23 protein-coding genes are annotated in these 22940 nt (G+C 37.2%); 2 read left to right on the forward strand and 21 right to left on the reverse strand.

Annotated elements, in window-relative coordinates:
* Nucleotides 1-5: 5 nt before the first annotated feature.
* From ACO5V7_RS02090 to ACO5V7_RS02130, 9 genes are all read right to left on the reverse strand, one after another.
* Nucleotides 6-2633, reverse strand: coding sequence for a YfhO family protein (locus tag ACO5V7_RS02090; RefSeq protein WP_485484863.1), 2628 nt, complete (start codon nt 2631-2633; stop codon nt 6-8).
* Nucleotides 2623-3573 (reverse strand): glycosyltransferase PgfS, encoded by a 951-nt coding sequence (gene pgfS / locus ACO5V7_RS02095; protein ID WP_485484864.1) that lies wholly within the window; start codon nt 3571-3573, stop codon nt 2623-2625. The genes ACO5V7_RS02090 and pgfS overlap by 11 nt, the downstream gene beginning before the upstream one ends.
* A gap of 137 nt (nt 3574-3710) precedes the next feature.
* Nucleotides 3711-4355: a TIGR01906 family membrane protein gene (locus ACO5V7_RS02100; protein WP_485484865.1), complete on the reverse strand. Its 645-nt coding sequence runs from the start codon at nt 4353-4355 to the stop codon at nt 3711-3713.
* Nucleotides 4343-5125, reverse strand: a complete 783-nt coding sequence (locus tag ACO5V7_RS02105; RefSeq protein WP_485484866.1) for a TIGR01457 family HAD-type hydrolase — start codon at nt 5123-5125, stop codon at nt 4343-4345. Before ACO5V7_RS02105 ends, ACO5V7_RS02100 begins: the two co-directional genes overlap by 13 nt.
* Nucleotides 5126-5944 carry a YutD family protein gene (locus ACO5V7_RS02110; RefSeq protein WP_485484867.1) on the reverse strand — a complete coding sequence of 273 codons (819 nt, stop codon included), beginning with the start codon at nt 5942-5944 and terminating at the stop codon, nt 5126-5128.
* Nucleotides 5937-7295, reverse strand: a complete 1359-nt coding sequence (locus ACO5V7_RS02115; RefSeq protein ID WP_485484868.1) for a metallophosphoesterase — start codon at nt 7293-7295, stop codon at nt 5937-5939. The genes ACO5V7_RS02110 and ACO5V7_RS02115 overlap by 8 nt, the downstream gene beginning before the upstream one ends.
* Complete coding sequence (gene ybaK / locus ACO5V7_RS02120) at nt 7288-7791, reverse strand: Cys-tRNA(Pro) deacylase (protein ID WP_485484869.1); 504 nt, start codon at nt 7789-7791, stop codon at nt 7288-7290. The genes ACO5V7_RS02115 and ybaK overlap by 8 nt, the downstream gene beginning before the upstream one ends.
* 105 nt (nt 7792-7896) lie before the next feature.
* A complete protein-coding gene (gene rho / locus ACO5V7_RS02125; protein ID WP_070437985.1) occupies nt 7897-9165 on the reverse strand; it encodes a transcription termination factor Rho in 1269 nt (422 codons plus the stop codon).
* Nucleotides 9166-9176: 11 nt separating this feature from the next.
* Nucleotides 9177-10436 carry a UDP-N-acetylglucosamine 1-carboxyvinyltransferase gene (locus tag ACO5V7_RS02130; RefSeq protein WP_070437982.1) on the reverse strand — a complete coding sequence of 420 codons (1260 nt, stop codon included), beginning with the start codon at nt 10434-10436 and terminating at the stop codon, nt 9177-9179.
* Nucleotides 10437-10605: 169 nt separating this feature from the next.
* On the opposite strand from ACO5V7_RS02130, the gene ACO5V7_RS02135 reads away from it, so the two are divergent.
* Entirely contained in the window at nt 10606-11598 is a 993-nt protein-coding gene (locus ACO5V7_RS02135; protein WP_485484870.1) for a biotin--[acetyl-CoA-carboxylase] ligase, read from the forward strand.
* Nucleotides 11599-11617: 19 nt separating this feature from the next.
* Nucleotides 11618-12145 (forward strand): ECF transporter S component, encoded by a 528-nt coding sequence (locus ACO5V7_RS02140; RefSeq protein ID WP_485484871.1) that lies wholly within the window; start codon nt 11618-11620, stop codon nt 12143-12145.
* 52 nt (nt 12146-12197) lie between these two features.
* On the opposite strand, the gene ACO5V7_RS02145 is transcribed toward ACO5V7_RS02140, so the two are convergent.
* The 12 genes from ACO5V7_RS02145 to ACO5V7_RS02200 form a co-directional block, all read right to left on the reverse strand.
* Nucleotides 12198-12356: a hypothetical protein gene (locus tag ACO5V7_RS02145; RefSeq protein WP_485484872.1), complete on the reverse strand. Its 159-nt coding sequence runs from the start codon at nt 12354-12356 to the stop codon at nt 12198-12200.
* Nucleotides 12346-12786 carry a PTS galactosamine/N-acetylgalactosamine transporter subunit IIA gene (gene agaF / locus ACO5V7_RS02150; RefSeq protein WP_485484873.1) on the reverse strand — a complete coding sequence of 147 codons (441 nt, stop codon included), beginning with the start codon at nt 12784-12786 and terminating at the stop codon, nt 12346-12348. Before agaF ends, ACO5V7_RS02145 begins: the two co-directional genes overlap by 11 nt.
* A 178-nt stretch (nt 12787-12964) precedes the next feature.
* The gene (locus ACO5V7_RS02155; protein ID WP_485484874.1) at nt 12965-14116 is read right to left on the reverse strand and encodes an iron-containing alcohol dehydrogenase; all 1152 of its coding nucleotides are present in this window, start codon (nt 14114-14116) and stop codon (nt 12965-12967) included.
* Between the two features lie 25 nt (nt 14117-14141).
* Entirely contained in the window at nt 14142-14564 is a 423-nt protein-coding gene (locus tag ACO5V7_RS02160; protein WP_485484875.1) for an RbsD/FucU family protein, read from the reverse strand.
* Entirely contained in the window at nt 14564-16048 is a 1485-nt protein-coding gene (locus ACO5V7_RS02165; protein ID WP_485484876.1) for a rhamnulokinase, read from the reverse strand. Before ACO5V7_RS02165 ends, ACO5V7_RS02160 begins: the two co-directional genes overlap by 1 nt.
* A 30-nt stretch (nt 16049-16078) precedes the next feature.
* On the reverse strand, nt 16079-17161 hold the full coding sequence (locus ACO5V7_RS02170; RefSeq protein ID WP_485484877.1) for a substrate-binding domain-containing protein: 1083 nt from the start codon (nt 17159-17161) through the stop codon (nt 16079-16081).
* A 78-nt stretch (nt 17162-17239) separates the two neighbouring features.
* On the reverse strand, nt 17240-18223 hold the full coding sequence (locus ACO5V7_RS02175) for an ABC transporter permease (protein WP_485484878.1): 984 nt from the start codon (nt 18221-18223) through the stop codon (nt 17240-17242).
* Between the two features lie 18 nt (nt 18224-18241).
* Nucleotides 18242-19738, reverse strand: coding sequence for a sugar ABC transporter ATP-binding protein (locus ACO5V7_RS02180; RefSeq protein ID WP_298650441.1), 1497 nt, complete (start codon nt 19736-19738; stop codon nt 18242-18244).
* Nucleotides 19731-20102, reverse strand: a complete 372-nt coding sequence (locus tag ACO5V7_RS02185) for a PTS lactose/cellobiose transporter subunit IIA (RefSeq protein WP_485484879.1) — start codon at nt 20100-20102, stop codon at nt 19731-19733. Before ACO5V7_RS02185 ends, ACO5V7_RS02180 begins: the two co-directional genes overlap by 8 nt.
* Nucleotides 20103-20106: 4 nt before the next feature.
* Nucleotides 20107-20403, reverse strand: a complete 297-nt coding sequence (locus ACO5V7_RS02190; RefSeq protein ID WP_298650436.1) for a PTS sugar transporter subunit IIB — start codon at nt 20401-20403, stop codon at nt 20107-20109.
* 18 nt (nt 20404-20421) lie between these two features.
* On the reverse strand, nt 20422-22188 hold the full coding sequence (locus ACO5V7_RS02195; protein WP_485484880.1) for an L-fucose isomerase: 1767 nt from the start codon (nt 22186-22188) through the stop codon (nt 20422-20424).
* Nucleotides 22189-22208: 20 nt separating this feature from the next.
* Nucleotides 22209-22931 carry a class II aldolase/adducin family protein gene (locus tag ACO5V7_RS02200; protein ID WP_070437948.1) on the reverse strand — a complete coding sequence of 241 codons (723 nt, stop codon included), beginning with the start codon at nt 22929-22931 and terminating at the stop codon, nt 22209-22211.
* Nucleotides 22932-22940: the final 9 nt, after the last annotated feature.

A 22940-nucleotide genomic window follows, 5' to 3' on the forward strand; every position in this document is an offset into this window, starting at 1 on the left:
CTGGATTAAATCCACTTTTTATAAATTGCAACTCCGTAAATTACGATAGAAAAAACAGAAATAATTAAGCCTGCCATTAAGCCATCTGGTAAATAGGTCATCTCAATAGTATGTTCCCCAGAAATAATTGGGAAGGCTAATAAACTATCCCAAATTTTCTTAGTTCCAACTACTTTTCCATCTACCTTCACTGTCCATCCTCTATCATATGGAATACTTGTCATCATCCAAGTACTATCATCCGTAATCCTTACAGTTCCTTTAAAACTACTTTGATTCCAGTGTTCTACTTGTATGCCTTGGCGTTGTCGTTCTTCAATAACGCGATTGGCTAAAGCGCCATTCGTTCTTGCTAGACGTAAACCTGAAAGATTAAACTCTTCATTCGAATCAATTTCAATCGTTAAATCTACTGCTTTTCCAAGTGAGTTGTGAGCAATTTGAATTAATTGTGCTTGCTGGAATTTATTTTGGAAATCATAACTATTTCCATTCAGCAAAATTCTAACATTATTTTTATTCGAATGAGAAAGAATCTGAGGAATCGATACCCAATAATCTTCAGAAGACTGTGGAATTAAATGATACGTAATTTTTCCTGGTTTTGAGGAATCAATTCGTCGATACGTTTCAGGTTTTGAAGAATCAAACACTTCCATGTTTTCCAATTTCACATCATTAGCTGCTAGAATAGTTAAATAAGACTCACTAGTTTGTCCCATTGCTTGAACAATTTTATTATGATTTTGAATAGGTTGATGATTTTGAAGTTTAACCTTCGTCGTTTCATCATTCACCCCAAAAGCAATCGGTAAGATTGGACCTCCTTGATAAGTGATCGTTCTAGTTGCTTCAAACACAGGTTCTTTAGTCGTAATATCTTTTCTGGTCACCATATTTCCAAAAACATACATTTTAGAGGTATCCGGATATTCTTTCGTATATACAGGTTTTGGAGCCACTAAATATTTCACAGAGAACAAAGCATCTTGGAAAGGCGTTCCTTGATAATAAGTGGTCGCGTTAATTCCGTTATTTCCTAATCGATCAAATAAATCTCTTGTACTATTTTCTAAGTTAGAACTAAACACAGATAAACCTGGATAGTCCACCATAAATGGATCATTTTTACTTAAGTTAAATGATTTATTAATACGATAAAAATCAGAATGATCCGGCCTAATCGGATTAATCGCTTCTTTTAATTGAAGTACAGCATCATGATACTTATAGGCATCTGTATACCCGACTCTAGACTGGACGATAGCAGCATTTGCCGTCAGTTCAACTACCGTGAGAGCTGCAATAACGACCCATGGTTTCTTTACCTTTGTCCAGAACAAAGCCAGAAGGATAAACATATAAATTCCGATTGTGGCTATGCGTTGCCAAACCGTCAAGAATGAATGAGTTTGATACTGGACAATCACAAAAATAATGGCTATACCGACAAATAAAATACTCGCTTCTTTTGGAGTAAAGCGTTCCATTTCTCTTAAACTTAAATAAGAAAGATAGATCAAGAAGAAAGCAATAATCCATGAAAAACGATAAAAGAATCCGGCAGGGTTTTGACCCATATGCCATAATTTACTTGTAAACTCATGAGCACATGAAATGAGGAAAATAGTTAATACAAATCCTGCTGCAATCTTGCCCCATTTTGTAATTTTATTAGAAATAAAATAGTAAAGAGTTCCCAGAATTCCTAAACTTGCAACATAAATATTTGGTAAGTTTGGTCCTGCTGGCCAAGATTCATTGTCGAAAGCGCCTAAAAATAATTTAGCCAAAATTTCTAAAGGATTGATTTGCAAAGTCCATTCAAATTTCAAAGAGCTTTGTAATCCACCTTTTGTAGAAACTAAACTAATAATAATCGGTAATAGAATGACTGCAACCATCCCTACTGCAATAATGGAAGCACTCGCTAATTTCAACAAACGTTCAAACGTAATTTTAAAGTTCGTAAACTCTTTAGAACGGATAATATAAAAGAATGCATAAATCACCACAAAAATGCAGGTCATATATCCCATATAGAAATGAACAAACAATGCAAGAGCAAGCATTCCAATATAGCCCTTAGGAGATTCATTATCTAAAACTTGTTCAACTCCGATTAATACAAGTGGCAAGAGAATCATGCCATCGTAAAAAATAGGGTTCATTTGATAACTAACATTAAACCCATTTAATGCATAGATTGTCGCTACAATTGGTAATAAATAGGCTTTTTTCTTTAAGCCATCATATCTCTTTACTAAAAAGTGCGTCATTGTTAGACCCATCGTTCCATAACGTAAAGCAATGGTCACAGGAACAACCCATTGAAAATTCTCTTCAGAAAACAATAAAAACAGAAAATTAAAAGGACTCAATAAATTAAATCCCCAAATTCCAAGCATTCCTCCACCAATCGACTTAGAGAACGAATAGAAAAAACTGCTCCAATCTCCATTTAAAAATAAATGTTTGAAATAGGCATAAAGACCAATGTATTGTGCATTAAAATCAACCGCCATTAATGATTTAGCACCAAAAGGGAAAAATCCATCTATGATCCAAGCTACGAGCATAATCAGCATCGGAGCTAGGAAACTAGCTAAATAGACTTTTTTCTTAGTTGTCATTTTGCTCTCCTTTCTGTGTCATGTTGGTTTGATCGACAAGATAATGAGGGCGTTTTTTTACTTCATAATAAATTTTTCCAATGTATTCGCCTAACACTCCAATAGAGATCAGTTGAATCCCTCCAAAAAGAACTACTGAAAAAATAGTTGTGAAATATCCACTAACCATTGTGTCAGGGGCCACAAAATACTGTACAAATGACCATAATACATAAGCGACTGAAATCATTAAACAGAAAAGCCCTAAGTTAATACACATTCGCAATGGTTTATCATTAAAAGATAAAATCCCTTGAATGGCATAATTTAACGAAAACCTCAATGAGTACTTCGTTTCTCCAACCGTACGAACTTGATTTTCATATTCAATTACTTTTTCTTTGAAACCAATCCAAGAAAAAATCCCTTTAGAAAAACGATTATATTCTTGTAAAGATAAAATGGCACGAACGGCTTTACGACTGAATAAACGGAATTCTGATACTCCATCCATTAATTCAATGTCCATCATTTTATTTGCTAATTTGTAAAAATGTTTTGCTAAAAACGTACGATGCGGTTTCTCTCCTGTACGCGTACGTCTCGCGCTAACAACATCATATCCTTCTTGATAAGCCATAATCATCTTAGGTAATAATGCAGGTGGATGTTGTAAGTCTCCATCCATTAAAATCACGGCTTCTCCGGTTGCATATTCAAGACCCGCTATTGTCCCAGCTTCTTTACCAAAATTTCTACTAAAACTAATATACTTTACGCGAGAATCTGCATCTGCAATAGCAAGCATCTTTTCAAAGGTACGATCTTTACTCCCATCGTTAATAAAAATTAACTCAAATTCAGCTTGTGTGATTTGATTAATTTCTTTTACTAAAGCATTATACATTTTTTGAATCATATTCTCTTCGTTATAAAATGGAATTACAATCGATAATTTCATTGATTCATTCACCAATCCTTAAAAAATTCGCTATGTTTATCATATCATTTTTTCATGTTTAGTGCTTCCAAAAATGAATATTTTTATAAAAAAAGAGAAGCGACCTTCAATAAAAGGTCACTTCTCGTATAAAAAGACTAGATTTCTTTTAAATTTTTAATCAATAAATTGGTTCCCAATAACCCGAGTAGTAATATGCTAAAGACCACAATAAAGCAAACCATAAAAAATTCTTCTGGCAAAGCTAAAATAATAGGATCTTTCTTGGGATCAAAAATCCAAGCATCATTGTTAAAAAAGAGCTCATGAAATTTAATAAACAATGTATTAAAAAAACTTGCAATACCAACACAAACGAAAATCGGAACAAGAACTAGCCATCGAATTGGCCTTCTCAAAAGCCAAGTTAGACGCCTTTGTTTTAAGAACCGAATTCCAAAAAAGCTGACTAAACCTGAAGAAAGGAATATCGCAAAATTAATAAAGAATAGCCTTTTTACTTCAAAAAAATGAAATACTCCTTGCTGAGAACTCGTAAAATTACTCATCACCAGTGAATCATTCAACGGATTCGTCAAATATCCTATCAGTTCATGATAATTTGTTTTAAGAACATCCGCACTGTATCCAGTCATTTTTTCTACTCCAAACCACTGAATGGACCAATGGTATAGTGGTTCGAAAAAGATCACAAAGGTAATTCCTAAACTTAAGCAAAATAAAAATAGAGCAGTAGCTATCCCCCATTTTTGAACTCGATAAGGTCTCATTAAATGTTCCATTTACTCAAATCCTCTACTAAATGGGTTGGTTGTTCCTCTACGTTCAACAACGTTTCTCTTGTAGAAAATCCTGTTAATACCATAATTGTATCCATTCCATATTGAATGCCTGCTTGAATATCTGTTTGGTAATTATCTCCGACCATGGCAATATCTTCTTTGGTGAAATGTGAGTTGGGGAACTTCGCATTGAGATACTCTAATGCAGATTCCATAATGACACTACTAGGTTTACCAATAACAATCGGTTCCGCTTGAGTCGCCACTTTTAAGAATCCTGTTATTGCTCCTGAACCAGGAACAGGGCCTTTTTCACTTGGTAAATTGGAATCGATATTTGTAACAATATAAGTGGCTCCACCTCTAATGGCTACAGTCGCTTGTTCTAAATCTTTATAGGTAACACTGCGATCTAGGGATTGTAGGACTAATTCAGGATTTTCAGAATCCAGTGTAAAGCCAGCTGATTTGACTTGATTCTTAATCGCATCTTCTCCAATCACCATCATGCGTTCTACAGGATAGTGTGCTTTTATATAATCTACTGCAGCAACACCACTTGTATAGACTTCTGAGGCTTCAATATTTGTCCCATAATTTTCACGCAAGTTTTGAGCCACTTGTTCAGGAGTTTTCGTCGCATTATTTGTTACAATTAAAAACGGGATATTGGCTTCCTGTAGTCTTTTAATAAAAGCTTCAGCTGTAGGAATACGTTCCTTTCCCTTATACATGGTTCCGTCTAAATCAATAAAATATGCTTTATACATTTATTTCCCTCTTTGTTGGTTTTCTCTAATATGGAATCCTTTTTTCTGAGGATTTTTAACGACACTTTTCTTCACCTTGCTACTTGAAGATTTTTCAACTTCTTTCATTGAGAAATGTTGCGAATTTGATTTCTTCGTTTTAGGTTTAAAAGTTTTTTCTCCATATTCCTTCATTGTCTCTTTTGGAATAAATTCTTTCAAATTAAAATCTTGTTCTTTTTTATTGCGTGGATTTGTTTCATTATTGTGACGCTTTTGACGATTTTGAGATTTCTCTTTGAACTTACGATTTTGTTGATTTCTCGCAAGGGAATCTAAATCTACTGGACTAAATACATGCTTTCGTCTTGGATTATTCTGGCGTTTTCTTTGAGAATTTCCTTCTCGTCTTGGCCGTTGTGGATTTTCTTCCTCAAGAACAGGTTTGTGTTTTGCACCTGGATCTCTTTCTAATACAAAATACTGACAGCCAAAATTGCAATATTCCAAAATATATTCTTGTAAATAATCAATATTTCTATCTGGAGTTGCTAATTTATGAGAATGTTTAAAGAAGCCCTTTAAGCGTAATTTTTCATGGCCCCAATCCCCTACAATATAGTCATAACGCTCAAAAATATCGTTATAGCGTTCATTGAAGGCTTCAATATTAAATCCGTTTCTATAATCTTCAATGATTTGGTAATGTACCTCATCGACCAAAATCGTTTTTTCGTCCACTACCACCGCTCTTTTTGGTTCCTCATCAGGACTCGTCACAATTTCTTGCAAAACTTGACTCAATTCATCTGAAAGCGTCTCTATGGTTTTCTCAGTCATGATAGTTCCTTTCTTTAAAAATTAATTCTTTTTCAATAATTGTTCTTAATAAATCTGGATATAAAATTTGGTTAACCCCTTTTTCTTCAATCATCGGAAAAAAAGGGACAAAACGCATATGGTCTGGGCACACAAATGTAATGATTTCATCATCTCCTAAAATTCTTCCATCGACGATAATTTCTTCACCCTTTTTAGAAAAACCAGTATATAAGATCTCTCCAAATAGTTTACCACGAAAACCATATCCGCGAATAGCTTTTTCTAGTAATTCTGGTTGTTGCTCTTCAAAAACTCGGAGTAATCGTTTAAAATTTTTTAAAGAAAATTGACTTTTATTTAAGTGAATCGGATGAGGCATACAGTTATGTAAATCAAACTTCGTTAATGCCCCCTTCATAAACTCATGTACAAATAGTCCAGTATATGTAAATGCAATCGGAATTCCTGTTTGCCTAATCATGGCTTCAAGGGAAAGTTGTGCCAAGTCTCTTACTGAATAATTTGGAATCTGTGGAAGAACAATATTTTCTTTGAGTAATTTGATTCCTTCTTCTAGGTAGATTTTTCCTTCATCAGTGGCAGAATCCTCTTTTAGCGTTTCAACTTCAATCATTCTTTCTTCTAAGGGAATGAGCTTTTCTTTCTCGGTTTTTAAATGGAGCTCTCCAATGTAAGCACCATATTTAAACCCGCCTGTTAAGAGTGTTTGGTTCACCCTTTTTCCTTCTTTAAACAAATGATGTGTGTGTGCTCCAAAAATCACTTGAATTTCTGGATACGATTCGGCTATCAAGGTATCCAACTCAATGCCCAAATGGGATAAAAGGACAATTTGATGTCCCTCACTAGCGAGTCTAGGAACTAATCTATCAAGCGTTTTTAAAGGTTCTTCAATCCAATATCCATTTGGTTCGTAACTTTCTGGATAGGAGGCTGTCAACCCTAGTATCGCAATGCTACATTGTTCAATTATTTCGAATTGGATTTCAGTTGCATAAGGCGGTGTTTCCCCTGTAGATTGCCACTTCACATTAGAGATAATGACTTTAAAATCCCTTTCCTTATAAGCTCCCTCTAATTCTTTTGGAGTATAAGCAGTCCCCTCATTATTTCCTAGTGTTATAAAATCTATTTTCTGTTGATTTAAAAGGGTTGACGCAATTTGCCCATTTTTCGCTTCCACTAAAGGATGAACTCGATCAATTAAGTCGCCTAAATCAACTGCCCAAACAATGTGTCCTAATTCTTCAAGTTCTTTTCTTCTAGCCTTCATAAAACTCGTTTGCGTTTTTAACAAATGAAAATTCGAGTGCATATCATTCACGTGAAGAATCGTTACATCACTCATCTATTTCCTCATTAACAACATTATTAAATAAGGTTGCTTCGGTCATTTTTTGTAAGTCTTTCGGTGCCAACTCCATTTGCAAACCAAGCTTTCCTGCAGAGATGCGAATGGTCTTATGTTGCATCGCGCTTTCCTCTATGAAAGTTGGAAATTTCTTTTTCATTCCGATTGGAGAGCAGCCTCCGCGAACATACCCAGTAAGAGGTTCGAGCTGATCAAGAGATAGTAATTCAACTCTCTTATTCCCTGAAATTTTTGCCACCTGTTTTAAATCTAATTCCTTTTGAGCTGCAATACAAGCAACTAGATGCCCTGTTCTATCTCCTGTTAACACAATCGTTTTATACACTTCTTCAACAGGAATCCCCATTCCGTCTGCAGCATGAAGCGCATCTAAATGAGCTGTGTCTACATCATACTCATGAATAACATAGGGGATCTTGGCTTGTTCTACCATTCTTACAGCATTTGTTTTGATTACTTTTTTCTTTTTCACGTGATATCACTCCTTCTTTTATTCTACCATAAGGAGCTTTCTAAATAAAATTCCGTTTGACATAAAAAACAACATCCCCTAAGAAAAAACTTAGAGGATGTTAGATTAACCTAGTAAGTTTAATCGACGAATAAAATCGTCATTGGACTTTGTTTCTTTCAACTGTTTCACTAGTTGCTCACTCGTCTCAAGCCCATCACCTTTAATCGAATGACGCACTTTCCATATTACATCAATGATTTCTTTTGAAAGTAACGTTTCTTCTTTACGCGTTCCTGAGCGCTTAACGTCAATCGCAGGAAACACTCTTCTTTCTGCAAGTTCTCTTGAAAGATGGATTTCTGAATTTCCAGTTCCTTTAAACTCTTCATAAATGACATCATCCATTCGACTTCCCGTTTCAACTAAAGCAGTCGCTAAAATCGTCAAACTTCCGCCTTCTTCAATATTTCTAGCAGAACCAAAAAATTTTTTAGGGCGATAGAATGCAGCAGGATCAATCCCACCGCTTAAAGTTCTTCCTGAAGGGGGAATCGTTAAATTATATGCTCTAGCTAATCGCGTCAAGCTATCCATTAAAATAATGACATCTCTCCCGTCCTCCACTAGTCGCAAAGCACGTTCTAATACTAATTCACTAATCTTAATATGATTTTCCGGCAGCTGATCAAACGTTGAATAAACCACCTCAGCGTTTACTGTGCGTTCAATATCCGTTACTTCTTCTGGTCGTTCATCAATTAATAAAATAATCAACTCAGCATCTGGATGATTTGTCGTAATTCCATTAGCAATTTCCTTTAATAGACTGGTCTTCCCTGCTTTTGGTGGAGCAACAATCAAGCCCCTTTGTCCAAAGCCAATCGGACAAATTAAATCAAGCATTCTAGAGGCGATTCGTCCTCTTGTTGTTTCCAAAATCATTTGCTTTTCTGGATAAAGTGGTGTAAGTCCTGGGAAATGATCTCTTTCTTTTGCCTCTTCGGGATCTTTTCCATTTACAAATCCCACTTGCATCAACCCATTGAACTTCTCTCCTTGGCGAGGAGGACGTGCAGTTCCACTCACTAAATCTCCATTTCGAAGATCAAAGCGTCTGATTTGAGAAGAAGAAATGTAAATATCTTCTTGGCTACTTGAGTAGTTGATGGGTCTAAGAAATCCAAAACCCTCTGCACGATTAATATCCAAGACCCCTTCTACTTGAAAAAATCCTGTAGCTTCTTCTTGGGCGCGAATAATCGCAAGTGCCAATTCCTTTTTATTCATCTGACCGTAATAAGGAATTTTATAATGTTTAGCAAAGCCGTACATCTCTTTTAAAGTCTTTTCTTGCAAACTTTGCAAGGTTACAGTTTCTACTTGTTCTGGCATATTGTCCCTTCTTATTCTTCAATCATCGTAATATCAGCACCTAGAGCTTGAAGTTTCTCAACAATATTTGAATAACCTCTAAGAATATGTTCAATATTAGAAATCTTAGTCGTTCCTTCAGCCATTAATCCCGCGACTACAAGTCCAGCTCCAGCACGAAGATCACTTGCAGCAACTTCTGCACCTACTAGAGGCGTTGGTCCTTCAAATGTAATAATATCTTCAATCACTTTTCCATGGGCTCCCATACGATTTAATTCTGGAACATGCCCAACACGTTTTGGATAAATGGTATCTACAATCATTGCAGTCCCATTTGCTTTCATAAATAATGGCGTAATCGTTTGTTGCAGGTCTGTAGCAAATCCTGGATACGGCATGGTTTTAATATTCACTGCCTTAAGATTTGTAGAAGGATAAACATAGATATCATCCTCTCCAACTTCCATCTTGACGCCCATCTCATCCATCTTTGCAATGAGACTTTCTAAGTGTTCAAAAATTACGTTTTTAACGCGAACCCCTTCTCCAACTGCTGCGGCAACTGATAAATAAGTTCCTGCTTCAATGCGGTCAGGGATAATTGTATGACTACATCCGTGGAGTCTTTCTACCCCTTCCACACGAATCATACTTGTTCCTGCCCCTTTAATATTAGCACCCATTTTATTTAACAATGTGACCACATCGATAATTTCTGGCTCACGAGCAGCGTTCTCAATAATCGTTTTTCCTTTAGCACGAACAGCGGCTAATAAAACGTTAATGGTCGCCCCCACAGAAACGACATCCATATAAATTTTAGTACCTACTAGACCTTCTTCATCAGTTGATAAATAGATTGCCCCATCATGATCTTCTACTTTTGCACCTAAAGCGTTGAATCCTTTTAAATGTTGATCGATTGGTCGTGGTCCTAAGAAACACCCGCCAGGAAGTCCTACCACACCTTCTCCAAACTTCGCAAGAGTTGCTCCCATAAAATAATAAGAAGCTCTCATACTTTGGATTTTTCCTTTTGGCATTGGGATGGATTTCATTTCCGTTGGATCAATGGTTAATGTGCCATCTACATATTCTGTTTTCACGTTAAAATCGTTTAAAATTTCAATTAATGCAGCAACATCTTGGATATCAGGTACCCCTTCTAATACTACTGGTTCTTCGGCGATAATAGCAGCCGGAATTAAAGCTACTGTACTATTTTTTGCTCCACTAATGGTTACTTCACCTTTTAGCGGTTTACCACCGTTAATGACTAATTTTCTCATACTAAAATTCCTTTCACTAAATCTTCTCAGTTATTATACCATGTTCATATAAGAATCTGCTATATTTTAAATATTTCTATCTATTGTTAACCTTCGTTAATTTGTCAGTTGACAATCGAATTAAATCTGTTACACTTAAAAACATGAATATTGACGAAAGGAGGCCATTATGAGTACTAAACAGGAAGTTTTACGACTATTATATAGCACCGTAGACAAACCCCTTTCTGGACAAGATATCGCTGACCATTTGAATCTTTCTCGAACCGCAGTTTGGAAAGCCATTCAGCAATTAAAGAAAGACGGTTACGAAATTACCTCAAGCACAAAAGTAGGTTATCAATTATCCAGACAGACGGATTTGTTAACCCTTGAAGGCATTCGGACTCATCTAGGTGAACATTTACAAGATTGGGATATTCAAGTCTTTGAGACAACCACTTCAACCAATGATTTAGCTAAAAACTATGGCGCTTCAGGAGCAAGAGTTCCAACCTTCTTTATTGCCGAAGAGCAAACGGCTGGACGTGGCCGTCTAGGAAGAACCTTCCTCTCACCTCCCAAATCTGGTTTATACATGAGTATCTGTATTTTTCCAGAAGGTGATTTGGATAGCATTTCTTTAATCACTTGCGCTACAGCAGTTGCCGCAACGCGTGCAGTAGAATCTTTCATTCATGAAACAGTCGGAATTAAATGGGTGAATGATCTTTACTACCACGATAAAAAGATTGCTGGCATCTTAACAGAAGCAGTAACAAATATTGAAGCTCAAAGGGTGGATGCGTTGATTGTTGGCATGGGAATTAATTTGCATATCGACGACGCCATTATTCCAGAGGACTTAAAACCGATTATCGGCTCCCTCTTTTCTCCGCAAGAGATTCCAAAAAATTTTAGCCGCAACGAGTTTGTAGCTCGTTTCCTTAAAGAATGGAATCAATGCTACGAGGCCATCAATTCTGGTAAGCGTGACTTCATGGAAGAGTATAAATCTCATTCGATTATTGTCGGAAAGAAAATCAATGTCATTAGCGGTATGAAAACATATCCTGCCACCGCAAAAAACGTGGACAATAACGGTCATCTCATTGTTCAAACAGACGATGGATCCATTCATTCATTATCATATGGCGAAGTAAGTATTCGCCCAGAAAATTAAATCATTAGGAGTTAAACACATGAAAAAATTATCGATTCAAACAATTGTACTTGCTGCACTTTTTGGTGCACTCTGCTACGTATCTAGCTACTTAAAAATCTCGATTGGTCCAGTACCATTCTCAGCACAAACTGCCACAGTAATTTTGGCATCCCTACTCTTGCCACCAGCTGCTGCATTTGCTGCTCAATTTATTCACTTCCTACTACTTTTCTTATTAGGAGGAGGAACTGCATTATTTGTTTCTCCATCATTTGGTTTTGTTATTGGATTTATGGTTGCTGCACCTGTCATCTCATTTATCGGAAACCGTATTAACAATATTTTTGGATGGGTTCTAGCCGCACTTGTTGGTGAAGTCATTTTCTACGTCATCGGAATTCCTTATATGACCTTTGTACTCTTAAGCATTAAGATGCAAGAACTAAGTCTTCAACAAATCCTTGGCTTCGGTTTATATCCGTTTATTCTTCCTGATTTAGGAAAATTAGTCATTGCAGTCTTTCTTGCAGATCGTATTAAAGTTCTTACAAAAAAACACAATTAATCATAAAAAATAGGCTAGGCTTAATGCCTAGCTTATTTTTTTAGAATTCTAATTAACCCCAGAATTTAACTCCTAGTACGTTCCCTAAGAATGCAAATCCGATTCCGACAACTAATAGAAGAACGATACAACGTAATGGCGTCCATTTTTTACGCGCTAATAAGTAGTATAGTCCTAAAGTAATTCCTATTCCGCTGTCATTAAATTCCATCTCCGTCTTCTTCGACCACTTTATCTTGAGGTGTTGGAAGAGTCACCTGTTGAATGGCTTCTCGACCTGCTGTTAAACTTTGAGTTACTACATCTTGAGCGCTTGAAGCGAACTCTCGTAACATCGCTATTTCGATTAACATTGGTAAGTTTGTACCTACCACAACCTCAACATTTTCGAAATCCATTGAAGCTACCATTGCTGATTTGAAAGGACTTCCTCCCAAAAGGTCAGCAAATACAACAATTCCTTCCGTTTTCTCTTGCAACTGTTTCATAGCGTCTCTTAGATTATTTTCAAGAGTTTCTATTGGATCGCTTTCTAAGAAAGGCACTACTTTATATGCAGTTTGTTTTCCTGCAATCATTTCTAAAGCGTGTCCTACTCCAACTGCAAACTCCCCATGTCCTGTAAGAATTAACCCTATCATTCTATTTCCTCCTATTTTTATTCTATATCTTAATACTAGACCAGCTAAACTGAAATTTCAAGAACAATTTATGCGTTTTCATAAATTCTTATCCAGAAATAAATAAGGAGTATTGTCCAAATACTGGGGGGAACAATACTCCTAGATCTAAAAGCTATACGAATTTTTATTTTATCAATTAGAACAATTCTTTGTAGAATGCAATTGTTTCTTCTAATGTTGGTATGAATGGGTTACCTGGTGCACAAGCATCGATTAACGCATTCTTAGATAGATAGTCGAAGTCGAAGTCTTTTTCTTCAATTCCTAATTCAGTTAATTTTTTAGGAATACCTACTGTTTCAGAAAGAGTTTCGATTTCTTTAATTGCATATGCTGCACATTCTTCGTCAGATTTACCTTCAGTTTGTAAACCTAAAGCTTTTGCAACATCACGGAATGCAGCTGGAACACGTTTTGCATTTTCGCGTTCGATTACTGGTAATAACATAGCACAGCATACACCGTGTGGAAGTTTGTAAACAGCACCTAATTGGTGAGCCATTGAGTGAACATATCCAAGTCCAGCGTTGTTGAATGACATACCACCTAAGAAGATTGCGTTCACCATACCTTCACGAGCTTCGATGTCATGGCCATCTTTAACCGCACGTGGTAAATATTCTTTAATTAATTCAATTGCTCCAATTGATAATTTCTTAGTAACGCCGTAAGCACCCGGAGTTACCAAAGCTTCAACTGCGTGAGTTAAAGCATCCATACCTGTTGCTGCAGTTAATGCTGCTGGTTTAGAAACCATTAATTCAGGGTCATTTACTGAAATTAAAGCTAGGCTGTTTTTATCAACCATTACCATTTTAACTTTTCTTTCTTCGTCTGTAATTACATAGTTGATTGTAATTTCAGCTGAAGTACCTGCAGTTGTGTTAATAGCAACAACTGGTAACCCTTTTCTAGCAGATTTATGCAATCCTTCGTAGTCTTGTGGTTTGCCACCGTTTGTAGCGATCACTGAAATACAGCTTGCACAGTCTTGAGGTGATCCACCACCCAAGCTGATAATAAAGTCACAGTTGTTTTCTTTTACTGCAGCAACCCCATCGTTAACGTTTTTGCAAGTTGGGTTTGGTTCTACGTCAGAGTAAACAACGAAGTCTACACCTGCTTCTTTTAAAGGTCCTGTTACTTTGGGAAGAATATCACTTGATTCGATAAATTTATCCGTTACTAAAAGAGCTTTATGATATCCTAAATCTTTTACGTAAGGACCAATTTCTTTAACGACTCCTCTTCCAATTAAGTTAATTGCTGGTACATAAAATGTTGACATAATTTTTCTCTCCTAATTAGTAAATTTATAAAACACCTTTTTTCAAGATGATGTTTCCGTACAAGGCACCTTCTCCAGTTTGAATGACAAGATAGGCGTCTTTTGCTTGTTCGTAAAACTCAAATCGTTCAAACTCTTTAATTGCTGCTCCTGGGTGATTTTCTTCTAAGAGACGTTTATATTCATCCCAAATCACCGGAACAGTTGAATCTCCCGGAACGACCTGCATTAATCCTGCTTGATATGAACTATAAGTATCTAATGGCAATACTTGTAGAATCGCTTCTAAAGCAACAGGCACCCCATGACCGTCCATACGAATTACTCGTTGGCCGATACGATGAGCTGGGAAGTTTGCATCCGCAAGTACCAATTCATCTCCATGTCCCATTTCCATTAAATATTTCACAAGTTCTGGGCTTAAAATTTTAGGAATTTGTTTTAACATTACTGAATTCCTCTCTTCACTTTATTAAATTTCAAGCGAATTTCTTCAAAATTCGAAATTGCGCGACTTTCATAACGCGTTACAGGTTCTGAAGCCTTGATAATGTCTTGTGCTTCTTTGCGACTTGAAATCACTCCAAGAGTTAGCATTTGTGACAAGATATTTCCAAGTGCACTCGCTTCGACAGGACCTGTAATCACTGTACGTCCTGTAAAGTCTGCTGTTAACTGGCAAAGCAATTTGTTTTGAATGCCTCCGCCGACCATTTGAACAGTTGTCATTTCGTGTTTTGTCAATTGCTCTAATTGAGTAATCGTTTCTAGATAGGTTAAAGCTAAACTTTCTAGAACAACACGAACGATTTGACCTTTCGTTTGTGGAACTTTTTGTCCACTCACTTTACACCATTCTTTAATTTTTGTTTCCATTTCTCCAGGAGAAGCGAAAACTGGGTCATTTGGATGAATCCAAGTTTGGTTGTCAGTGACTTCTTCGGCTAATGTGACCATTTCGCCAAAGCCAACTTCTTCTCCTTGCAAGCGCCAGTCGCGTTGTAATTCTTGAATAATCCACATTCCTGTTGTGTTTTGTAAGAGACGATATTTACCATCAAAACATCCTTCATTAGTAAGTCCTGATGCAAATGCTTCTTCCGTCACAACGGGTTCGTCAGATTCTGTTCCGACAAGCGACCAAGTACCACATGAAATAAAGACAGTGCCTTTTTCATGCTCATATGGAATCGCAAGTACTGCAGCAGCTGTATCATGTCCAGCCCCTGCAATCACGTCAAATGGATCAACCTTCAATTCTTGAGTGATGCGTGGTGATAATTGTCTTAAAACCGCACCATTCTTCGTAGGTGTTGTGAACCATTTACGCGGAATGTCTAAGCGTTCAAATACTTCTTCAGAGAAGTCTTGTGTAAAGATATCCAGTAACCCACTTGTACTTGCAATCGTGTATTCATTTGAGAGTGCACCTGAAAGTAAGTAGTTGATTAAATCTGGGATAAATAACACGCGTTGAACGATATTTCTTAATTGTGGTTTTTCTTGCAAATCTGAATAGATTTGTAAGACCGTATTAATGGTTGCAGGCTGCACACCTGTTTTTTGGAATAATTCTTTCTTCGAGATAGCGTTATAAAATGACTCCTCATATCTACCCATTCGGTTATCTCTGTAACAATGTGGTTGATAGAGTAAATCTCCATTTTGATCTAGATAGGCATAGTCTACTCCCCATGTATCAACAGAGATGGAACGAATCGGAATCGAATCTTTGGAAGCCTTCTTGATTCCTTGCTTAATTTCTCCAAACAAGTGCAGCAAATTCCAATACAAACCATCATTAAGATTCACCGGTTCGTTTTTGAACCGATGAACCTCTGATAATTGGAGGGAGCGTCCGTCATAAATCGCCTGCATAACACGTCCTGAACTTGCACCTAAATCAATGGCTAATAATTTAATCAAGCTCATGTTTTCTCCTCCATTACTAATCCCTATTTTTTATTCGTATAGTAAAGCTTTGATTTCTTCACTATCAATGTTCTTAGCGTCATACCATTTAGAACCAGTATCTACGTCTTTTACTGTCTCACCTTTAGCTGAAGCAATTGCTAATTTAACAGCTTGGTAACCAATTTGAACTGGGTCTTGAGTTACAGATCCAACGAAGATTCCTTTACGGATAGCATCTTGTTGTAATGCACCTGAGTCGAAACCAACAGCTAAGATCTTGTCTGCGCCAAGTTTAGATTCTTTGAAACCACCGTTAGCGTTGATGATTGCTTTTGCAGCGAATTCGTTAGAACCATAGATTGCGATAGTGTCTTCTTTTTCAAGAACTGTAGAAGCTTCAGTTTTACCTGCAGCATCGTCTACTTGAGCTGGAACACGAACTTCGATAACGACTTTAGCATCTGCTTCGCTTACATTGTTTTTGAATTTATCATGTCCAGTTACAGCAGTTTTAATGCCTTTTTTATTTAACAATTCAACCATTTTATCAATGAACCCTTTTGTTCTTTGAGTGATTGAAAGTGAGTTCACTTCTTGAGAAACAACCCCAATACGAACTTTCTTGTCGCCAATTTTCTTTTCTAATAATGGGAATAAGTGATCAGCAGCATTACCACCTGCAGCATGGTTATCTGTCGATGCAGTCGCTTTAATAGCTCCTTCTGGAGCTCCTGGAACCCCTGAGTCAAACCCGATAATAGGAATCTTTTTAGATTGTGCTTGTTTAATCGCATCTAATTCTGCTTCAGTATCTAATGCAGCTAAAGCAATTGCTTTTGGATTTTTGTTGATTGCATTGTTTAATTGTTCCAATTGTTCTGCGATAGCTGTTTCGTTTTGAGGACCTACGAAATTAATTTTAGCCCCAAATTCTTTCGCTGCTTTTTCAGCCCCTTTGTTAACAGCTTTCCAGAAGTCATGTTGGAAACCTTTAGCTATTACTTCTACTTTGAAGTCGCCACCTGATTGAGTTTTTCCACCGTCAGCATTTGATTTATTTGAAGTACATCCTGCTAATAAAGCAGAAGCACAAGCTAGAGTTGCAATTGCATATTTAAATGATTTTTTCATGATTTTTTCTCCTTTATATGTCCTTTTTGACCCTTCGTTTGAAGGAGTGTTCCCAACTCATTGTGTACAATATCAAACTTATTTTTTCTTATTCATGCGGATTAAGATATCTGAGTAAACGGCAACGATTACAACGAAACCTGTGATGAATAATTGATAGTGTGGTTGCAAGTCGATGTATGGTAAACCAATCTTCAAGACAGACATAATAAATACCCCGATGATTGTACCAACAACTGAACCAATCCCACCGGCAAGTGAAGTACCACCGACTACTACTCCGGCGATGGCATCAAGTTCCATACCGTTCCCTGTACCAGGAAGGATTGTTGAATACGTTGCAGCATAAGCGATACCAGCAAGACCTGCTAGAAGACCACTGATGACATAAGCCATACCTTCCCATTTGATAACGTTCACACCTGAAAGTCTAGTAGCTTCTTTATTAGAACCAATGGCAAAAATGTAACGACCAATTTTTGTTTTATTTAATACAATGGCTGCAATAATCGCTACGACAATCAAGACAATCAACCCAGTCGGAAAATTATCTTGCGTTCTGAATAAGTCTTTGTACCAACCTTCAGCAGTTCCACGTAATGGGAACGTCACACTTTGTACGTTTGACATGATTGAACTTAAACCACGTGAAATCATCATTGTACCAAGCGTTGCGATGAATGGTGGTAATCCAAATTTCGCAATTAAAATTCCGTTGAATAATCCAAATACACCTCCAATCACCAATATTGCCAACAATGCTAGCCATAATGGCCAACCCATTTTTGTATGGAGCACTCCACCGATGATGGCAGAACACATCATTACTGTACCGATTGATAAGTCAATACCACCAGTGATAATAACGAATGTTACCCCAATTGCTAAGAAACCAATGTAATAAGATGCGTCTAAAATGCTCACCGCTGTATCAAACGAACGGAACGATTCACTTGAGACTGCAAAGAATGTGAAAATCACGATCAACGCGATTAATGCAATTAACTTTTGTAAACCAACTGTTCTTACCAGTTTAGTCCATAGGGACTTTTTCTCTTCCATATCTATACCTCTCCTCGTTTATCGATCTGTTGCTAATGCTAAGATTCGTTCTTGAGTTGCTTGACTGATTTCAAGTTCCCCTGTCTTACGACCTTCACACATAACAACAATCCGATCGCTCATACGTAAAATTTCTGTAAGCTCTGAAGAAATCATAATGATTGATTTTCCTTGAGCTACCAGTTCATTCATTAATGAGTAAATTTCACTTTTCGCACCAACGTCAATTCCTCGAGTTGGTTCGTCAAAAATTAGAATATCGCTATTTTGTTCTAGCCATTTTGCAATAACAACTTTTTGTTGGTTACCACCTGATAAGTTACGAACAAGTTGTTTAGAAGATGGCGTTTTTGTTTTCAGTGATTGAACGAATTTGTCACTTACTTTAACAATTTCACCGTCATCGATTAAACCACCTTTGATGTACTTATCTAAGTTCGTCATTACAGTGTTATTGGCAATAGTCATATCAACGATACATCCATAACGTTTACGGTCTTCTGAAAGATAACCAATACCTTCTTTAATCGCATCTTGAGGAGATTTAATATCAACCTCTTTACCATTAATTTTAATTGTTCCGCTATCTTTCTTATCCGCTCCAAATAATAAACGAGCTACTTCTGTACGACCCGCTCCCATTAATCCAGAGAACCCTAAGATTTCACCTTTATGAAGCACAAAGCTAACATCTTTTACGTGGCTTCCTGAGTTCAAATGTTCCACTTCTAATACAACTGGTGCACCTTCTGGTACTGCAGAAACCGCTTTCGGATCTTCGTAAATAGTACGACCTACCATCATTGCGATGATTTCATCCTTCGTAGTTTCTTTTGTATTTACAGTTCCAACATATTCCCCGTCCCTCATAACCGTTACACGGTCAGTAATACGGGCAATTTCGTCCATACGGTGTGAAATATAGATAATTCCTACACCTTTAGCACGTAAGTCATCAATAATTGCGAATAACTCATTAATTTCTGATTCTGTTAGCGCTGCTGTTGGTTCGTCAAAAACAATAATCTTCGCATCCATTGACAACGCTTTCGCGATTTCAACCATTTGTTGTTTACCAACTGTTAAGTTTCCCACTTTTTCTTGTGGATTAATATCCAGTTTCAACAATTTGAATAATTCCTTTGCCTTTTTGTTTCCGGCATTATCATCAATGAACAATCCTTGATTGATTTCTTCACGACCGATGAAGATATTTTGAGCCACTGATAAGTGGTTCATCATATTTAACTCTTGGTGCACGATTACAATCCCATCGTCCATAGCCTCTTTTGGCTTAGAATATTCTACTTGTTTTCCGTTATAGTGAATTGTTCCTTCGTTTGCTCCATAAATACCGGTCAAAACTTTCATTAAAGTTGATTTACCAGCACCGTTTTCCCCCATTAGTGCGTGTACTTCACCAGCTCTTAAGTCGAAGTCTACACCTTTTAAGGCTTTAACTGGTCCAAACGATTTTACAATCCCCTTCATTTCAAGAATAACTGGATTACTCATGCATTTCACCTACCTGTTCCAGTTTTGTAATACGCTCTTTCAGCGCTTCTATTTGTTCTTGTTGATCAACGATGATGTTCACTATTTCTAGCAGCAAGTGACTGTTCATAAAATGATCTTGAGCATGAACGGATAGGAGCGTTGTTGTTAGCCCCTCGCCTCTAATTTCTTGCTGAATCATTTCTGTTTGAACATTATGTGCTTCTACTCCCTTAGCCTTCGCTTCATCAAGGATGCTTCTTGCAGATGAAATATCACCTGCAAGAGCACTCTTAACAGATTGCAAAGCTAAAGTTGTTACTTTACTACTTTTTACAATCAGTTGCATCAATCGTTGCGTATCCGATTTGTTTGATTCGCTCATTTATTTAACCTAATAATTCAATCGCTTGTTTTAGAACTTCTTCGCCACGCATATTTTCAAAATCTTCGTCTGAAATTACTGCAACTGGAACGTTTAGTGAAGCTTTTGCTTTTTCTTCTAAATAAGCTAATTGAGGTCCTAATAATAAGACATCAATATTTTTTAGAGTATCAATCCCCGTAATCCCTACTGAGTAGAATGAGTAATCTAATTTATCGCGGTAAATTACTTCTTGAATGCGTTCAACGAGCATACTTGTTGTCAATCCACCGACACAGGCTAAAATAATTGTTTTTGTCATTTTAGTCTCTCCTTTCTCTTACTTATGAATAGGTCCTAATAATTGGCATGCACGGTAGTCAGCTGATTCTAAATCTTCTGTTCCGAATAATGACCAGTTCTTAGGTCTGAAAATATCTTCTTCTGCAACGTTATGCATATTTACAGGAATGCGTAACATTGAAGCAAGAGTGATAAGGTCAGCACCAATATGTCCATAAGTGATAGCACCGTGGTTTGCACCCCAGTTATTCATTACATCGTATACTGACTTGAATGCGCCTTTACCTGTTAAGCGAGGAGCAAACCAAGTTGTTGGCCAGCCTGGATCTGTACGGTTATCCAACGTATGGTGTACATCTTCAGGTAAATCAAGTGTATAGCCTTCTGCAATTTGTAATACAGGTCCAATGCCTTTCAATAAGTTCAAGCGAACCATTGTTACAGGCATATTTCCTTTAGATAAGAAGCGAGTTGAGTAACCGCCTCCACGGAAGTATTCGCGGTTTGCTACTGGGAAGTCAGTATTTTCAAGCATTGCGTCTACTTCACTTTGTTCTAATTCCCAGAATGGTTTAATCACTGGTTCCCCGTTTCTTGTAGCTTGACCAGTACCGTCTAATGTACAAGAACCAGAGTTGATTAAGTGTAAGAATCCATTTTCAGCATGGCCTTCAAGTTTATGTCCTGTTACACGTTCAACCGCTTCCGGACTCCAATAAGTACGAACATCCGCAAAGATTTGTGGAGTGTTTGTTAATAAGTAGTTGAATAGCATTGATACACCGTTTAACGCATCATTTTCAGTTGCGAAGATGTATGGTCTGCGAATTCCGTTCCAGTCAAATTGAGTGTTTAGGAATGTTTCCATGAAGTCTCCGTTAGGGAAGTGGTCTGTCCATTGACGTTGACCTTGGAATCCACCAACAAGAGCGTAGTGACCAACTGCTTCTTCTTCGAAGCCTAGTTCAGCAAGTCTTGGGTTACCAATCATTAAGTCACGTCCAATCATGAACATCTTAATCACGAATTCCCATTGTTTATCTTTTTCTTCACGGCTTAACACTAAGTCTTCACGGTTGCGGTCGAATCCTTCTTTAACGTTTTCTTTCACCCATTTAAGTGCACGTTCGAATTCTTCGTGATCATAAATTCCACGGTCGATACGACGAGTGAATTCAGTCATATCTACTGATTCATTACGCATTCCTAAGTATTCTTGGAAGAAGTCAGGATCTACGATTGAACCACCGATACCCATTGATACACTACCCATTGATAAGTAAGCTGTATCTCTCATTAATCCTGTAGCAAGAGCTGCTCTTGCATAACGTAAAATTTTTTCTTTAACGTCTTCAGGAATTTCTGTATCAGATGCTTCTTTAACGTCTTTACCGTAAATTCCGAATGCTGGAATTCCTTTTTGAGCATGAGAAGCAAGAACTGCTGCTAAATATACAGCCCCTGGTCTTTCAGTTCCGTTGAATCCCCAAATAGCATGTGGAATATCAGGTGACATATCCATTGTTTCACTACCGTAGCACCAGCAAGGTGTTACTGTAATTGTTGCACACACGTTTGATTTTTTGAATAGTTCGTGAGATGCTGCTGCTTCTGGTACACGACCAATTGTTGAAGGTGAAATCACACATTCAACCGGTTGTCCATCAGGATATTTCAATGTAGACTCGATTAAAGCAGCGACACTCTTCGCCATATTCATTGTTTGAACTTCTAACGATTCGCGAACTCCTTGGCGACGACCGTCAATAGTTGGGCGAATCCCAATACGTGGATGTTGAATCATTTTTGTTCCTCCTATTCTTACTAAACTTCACGAACAGTTCCGTCTGGATTGTATTTCTTATATCCAGGGTGACGACCTGTTACTTTGTAATTCTCACGCATTTTGAACATTTGCTCTAATTTTTCTCTTGAGATTTCTTTTTCTTCAATGCCTTTTGTTAGTAATAACATTCTTCCGTGGAATGTTGATTTAGCCACGAGTTCTAATGTTTCCATTCTGTAGTATGCTGTAATTACATCACTACCAACTGTTAAAGCACCATGGTTTTCAAGTAACATCACGTCGTGTTCTTGTAAGTATGGTGTAATCGCATCTGGAACTTCCATTGTTGAAGGAACTCCGAATGGTGTTATTGGAATTGAACCGATAACAATCGCACTTTCAATTAGTGAATAAGTATCTAATGGAATATGTGCTAATGTAAATCCAGTTGCAATTGGCGGATGAGCATGGACAACAGATTTCACATCGTCGCGTTCTTCATAGCAGCGAATATGCATTTTAATTTCGCTTGAAGGACGATATCCTTCGTTGGCTTCAATTACTTCTCCTTTCATATTTAATTTAACGAGTTTTTCTGGTGTGATAAAACTCTTACTGATACCTGTTGGTGTTGCGATGATGGTATCCTCATCAATACGAACTGAGACATTTCCGTCATTTGCAGCTACCCATCCTAGCTGCCACATTTTATGACACACATCACAAATTTGTTCGCGTACTACTTGTTCATCAAAAGTCATAGTATCATC

It is taken from the genome of Granulicatella sp., assembly GCF_057274575.1.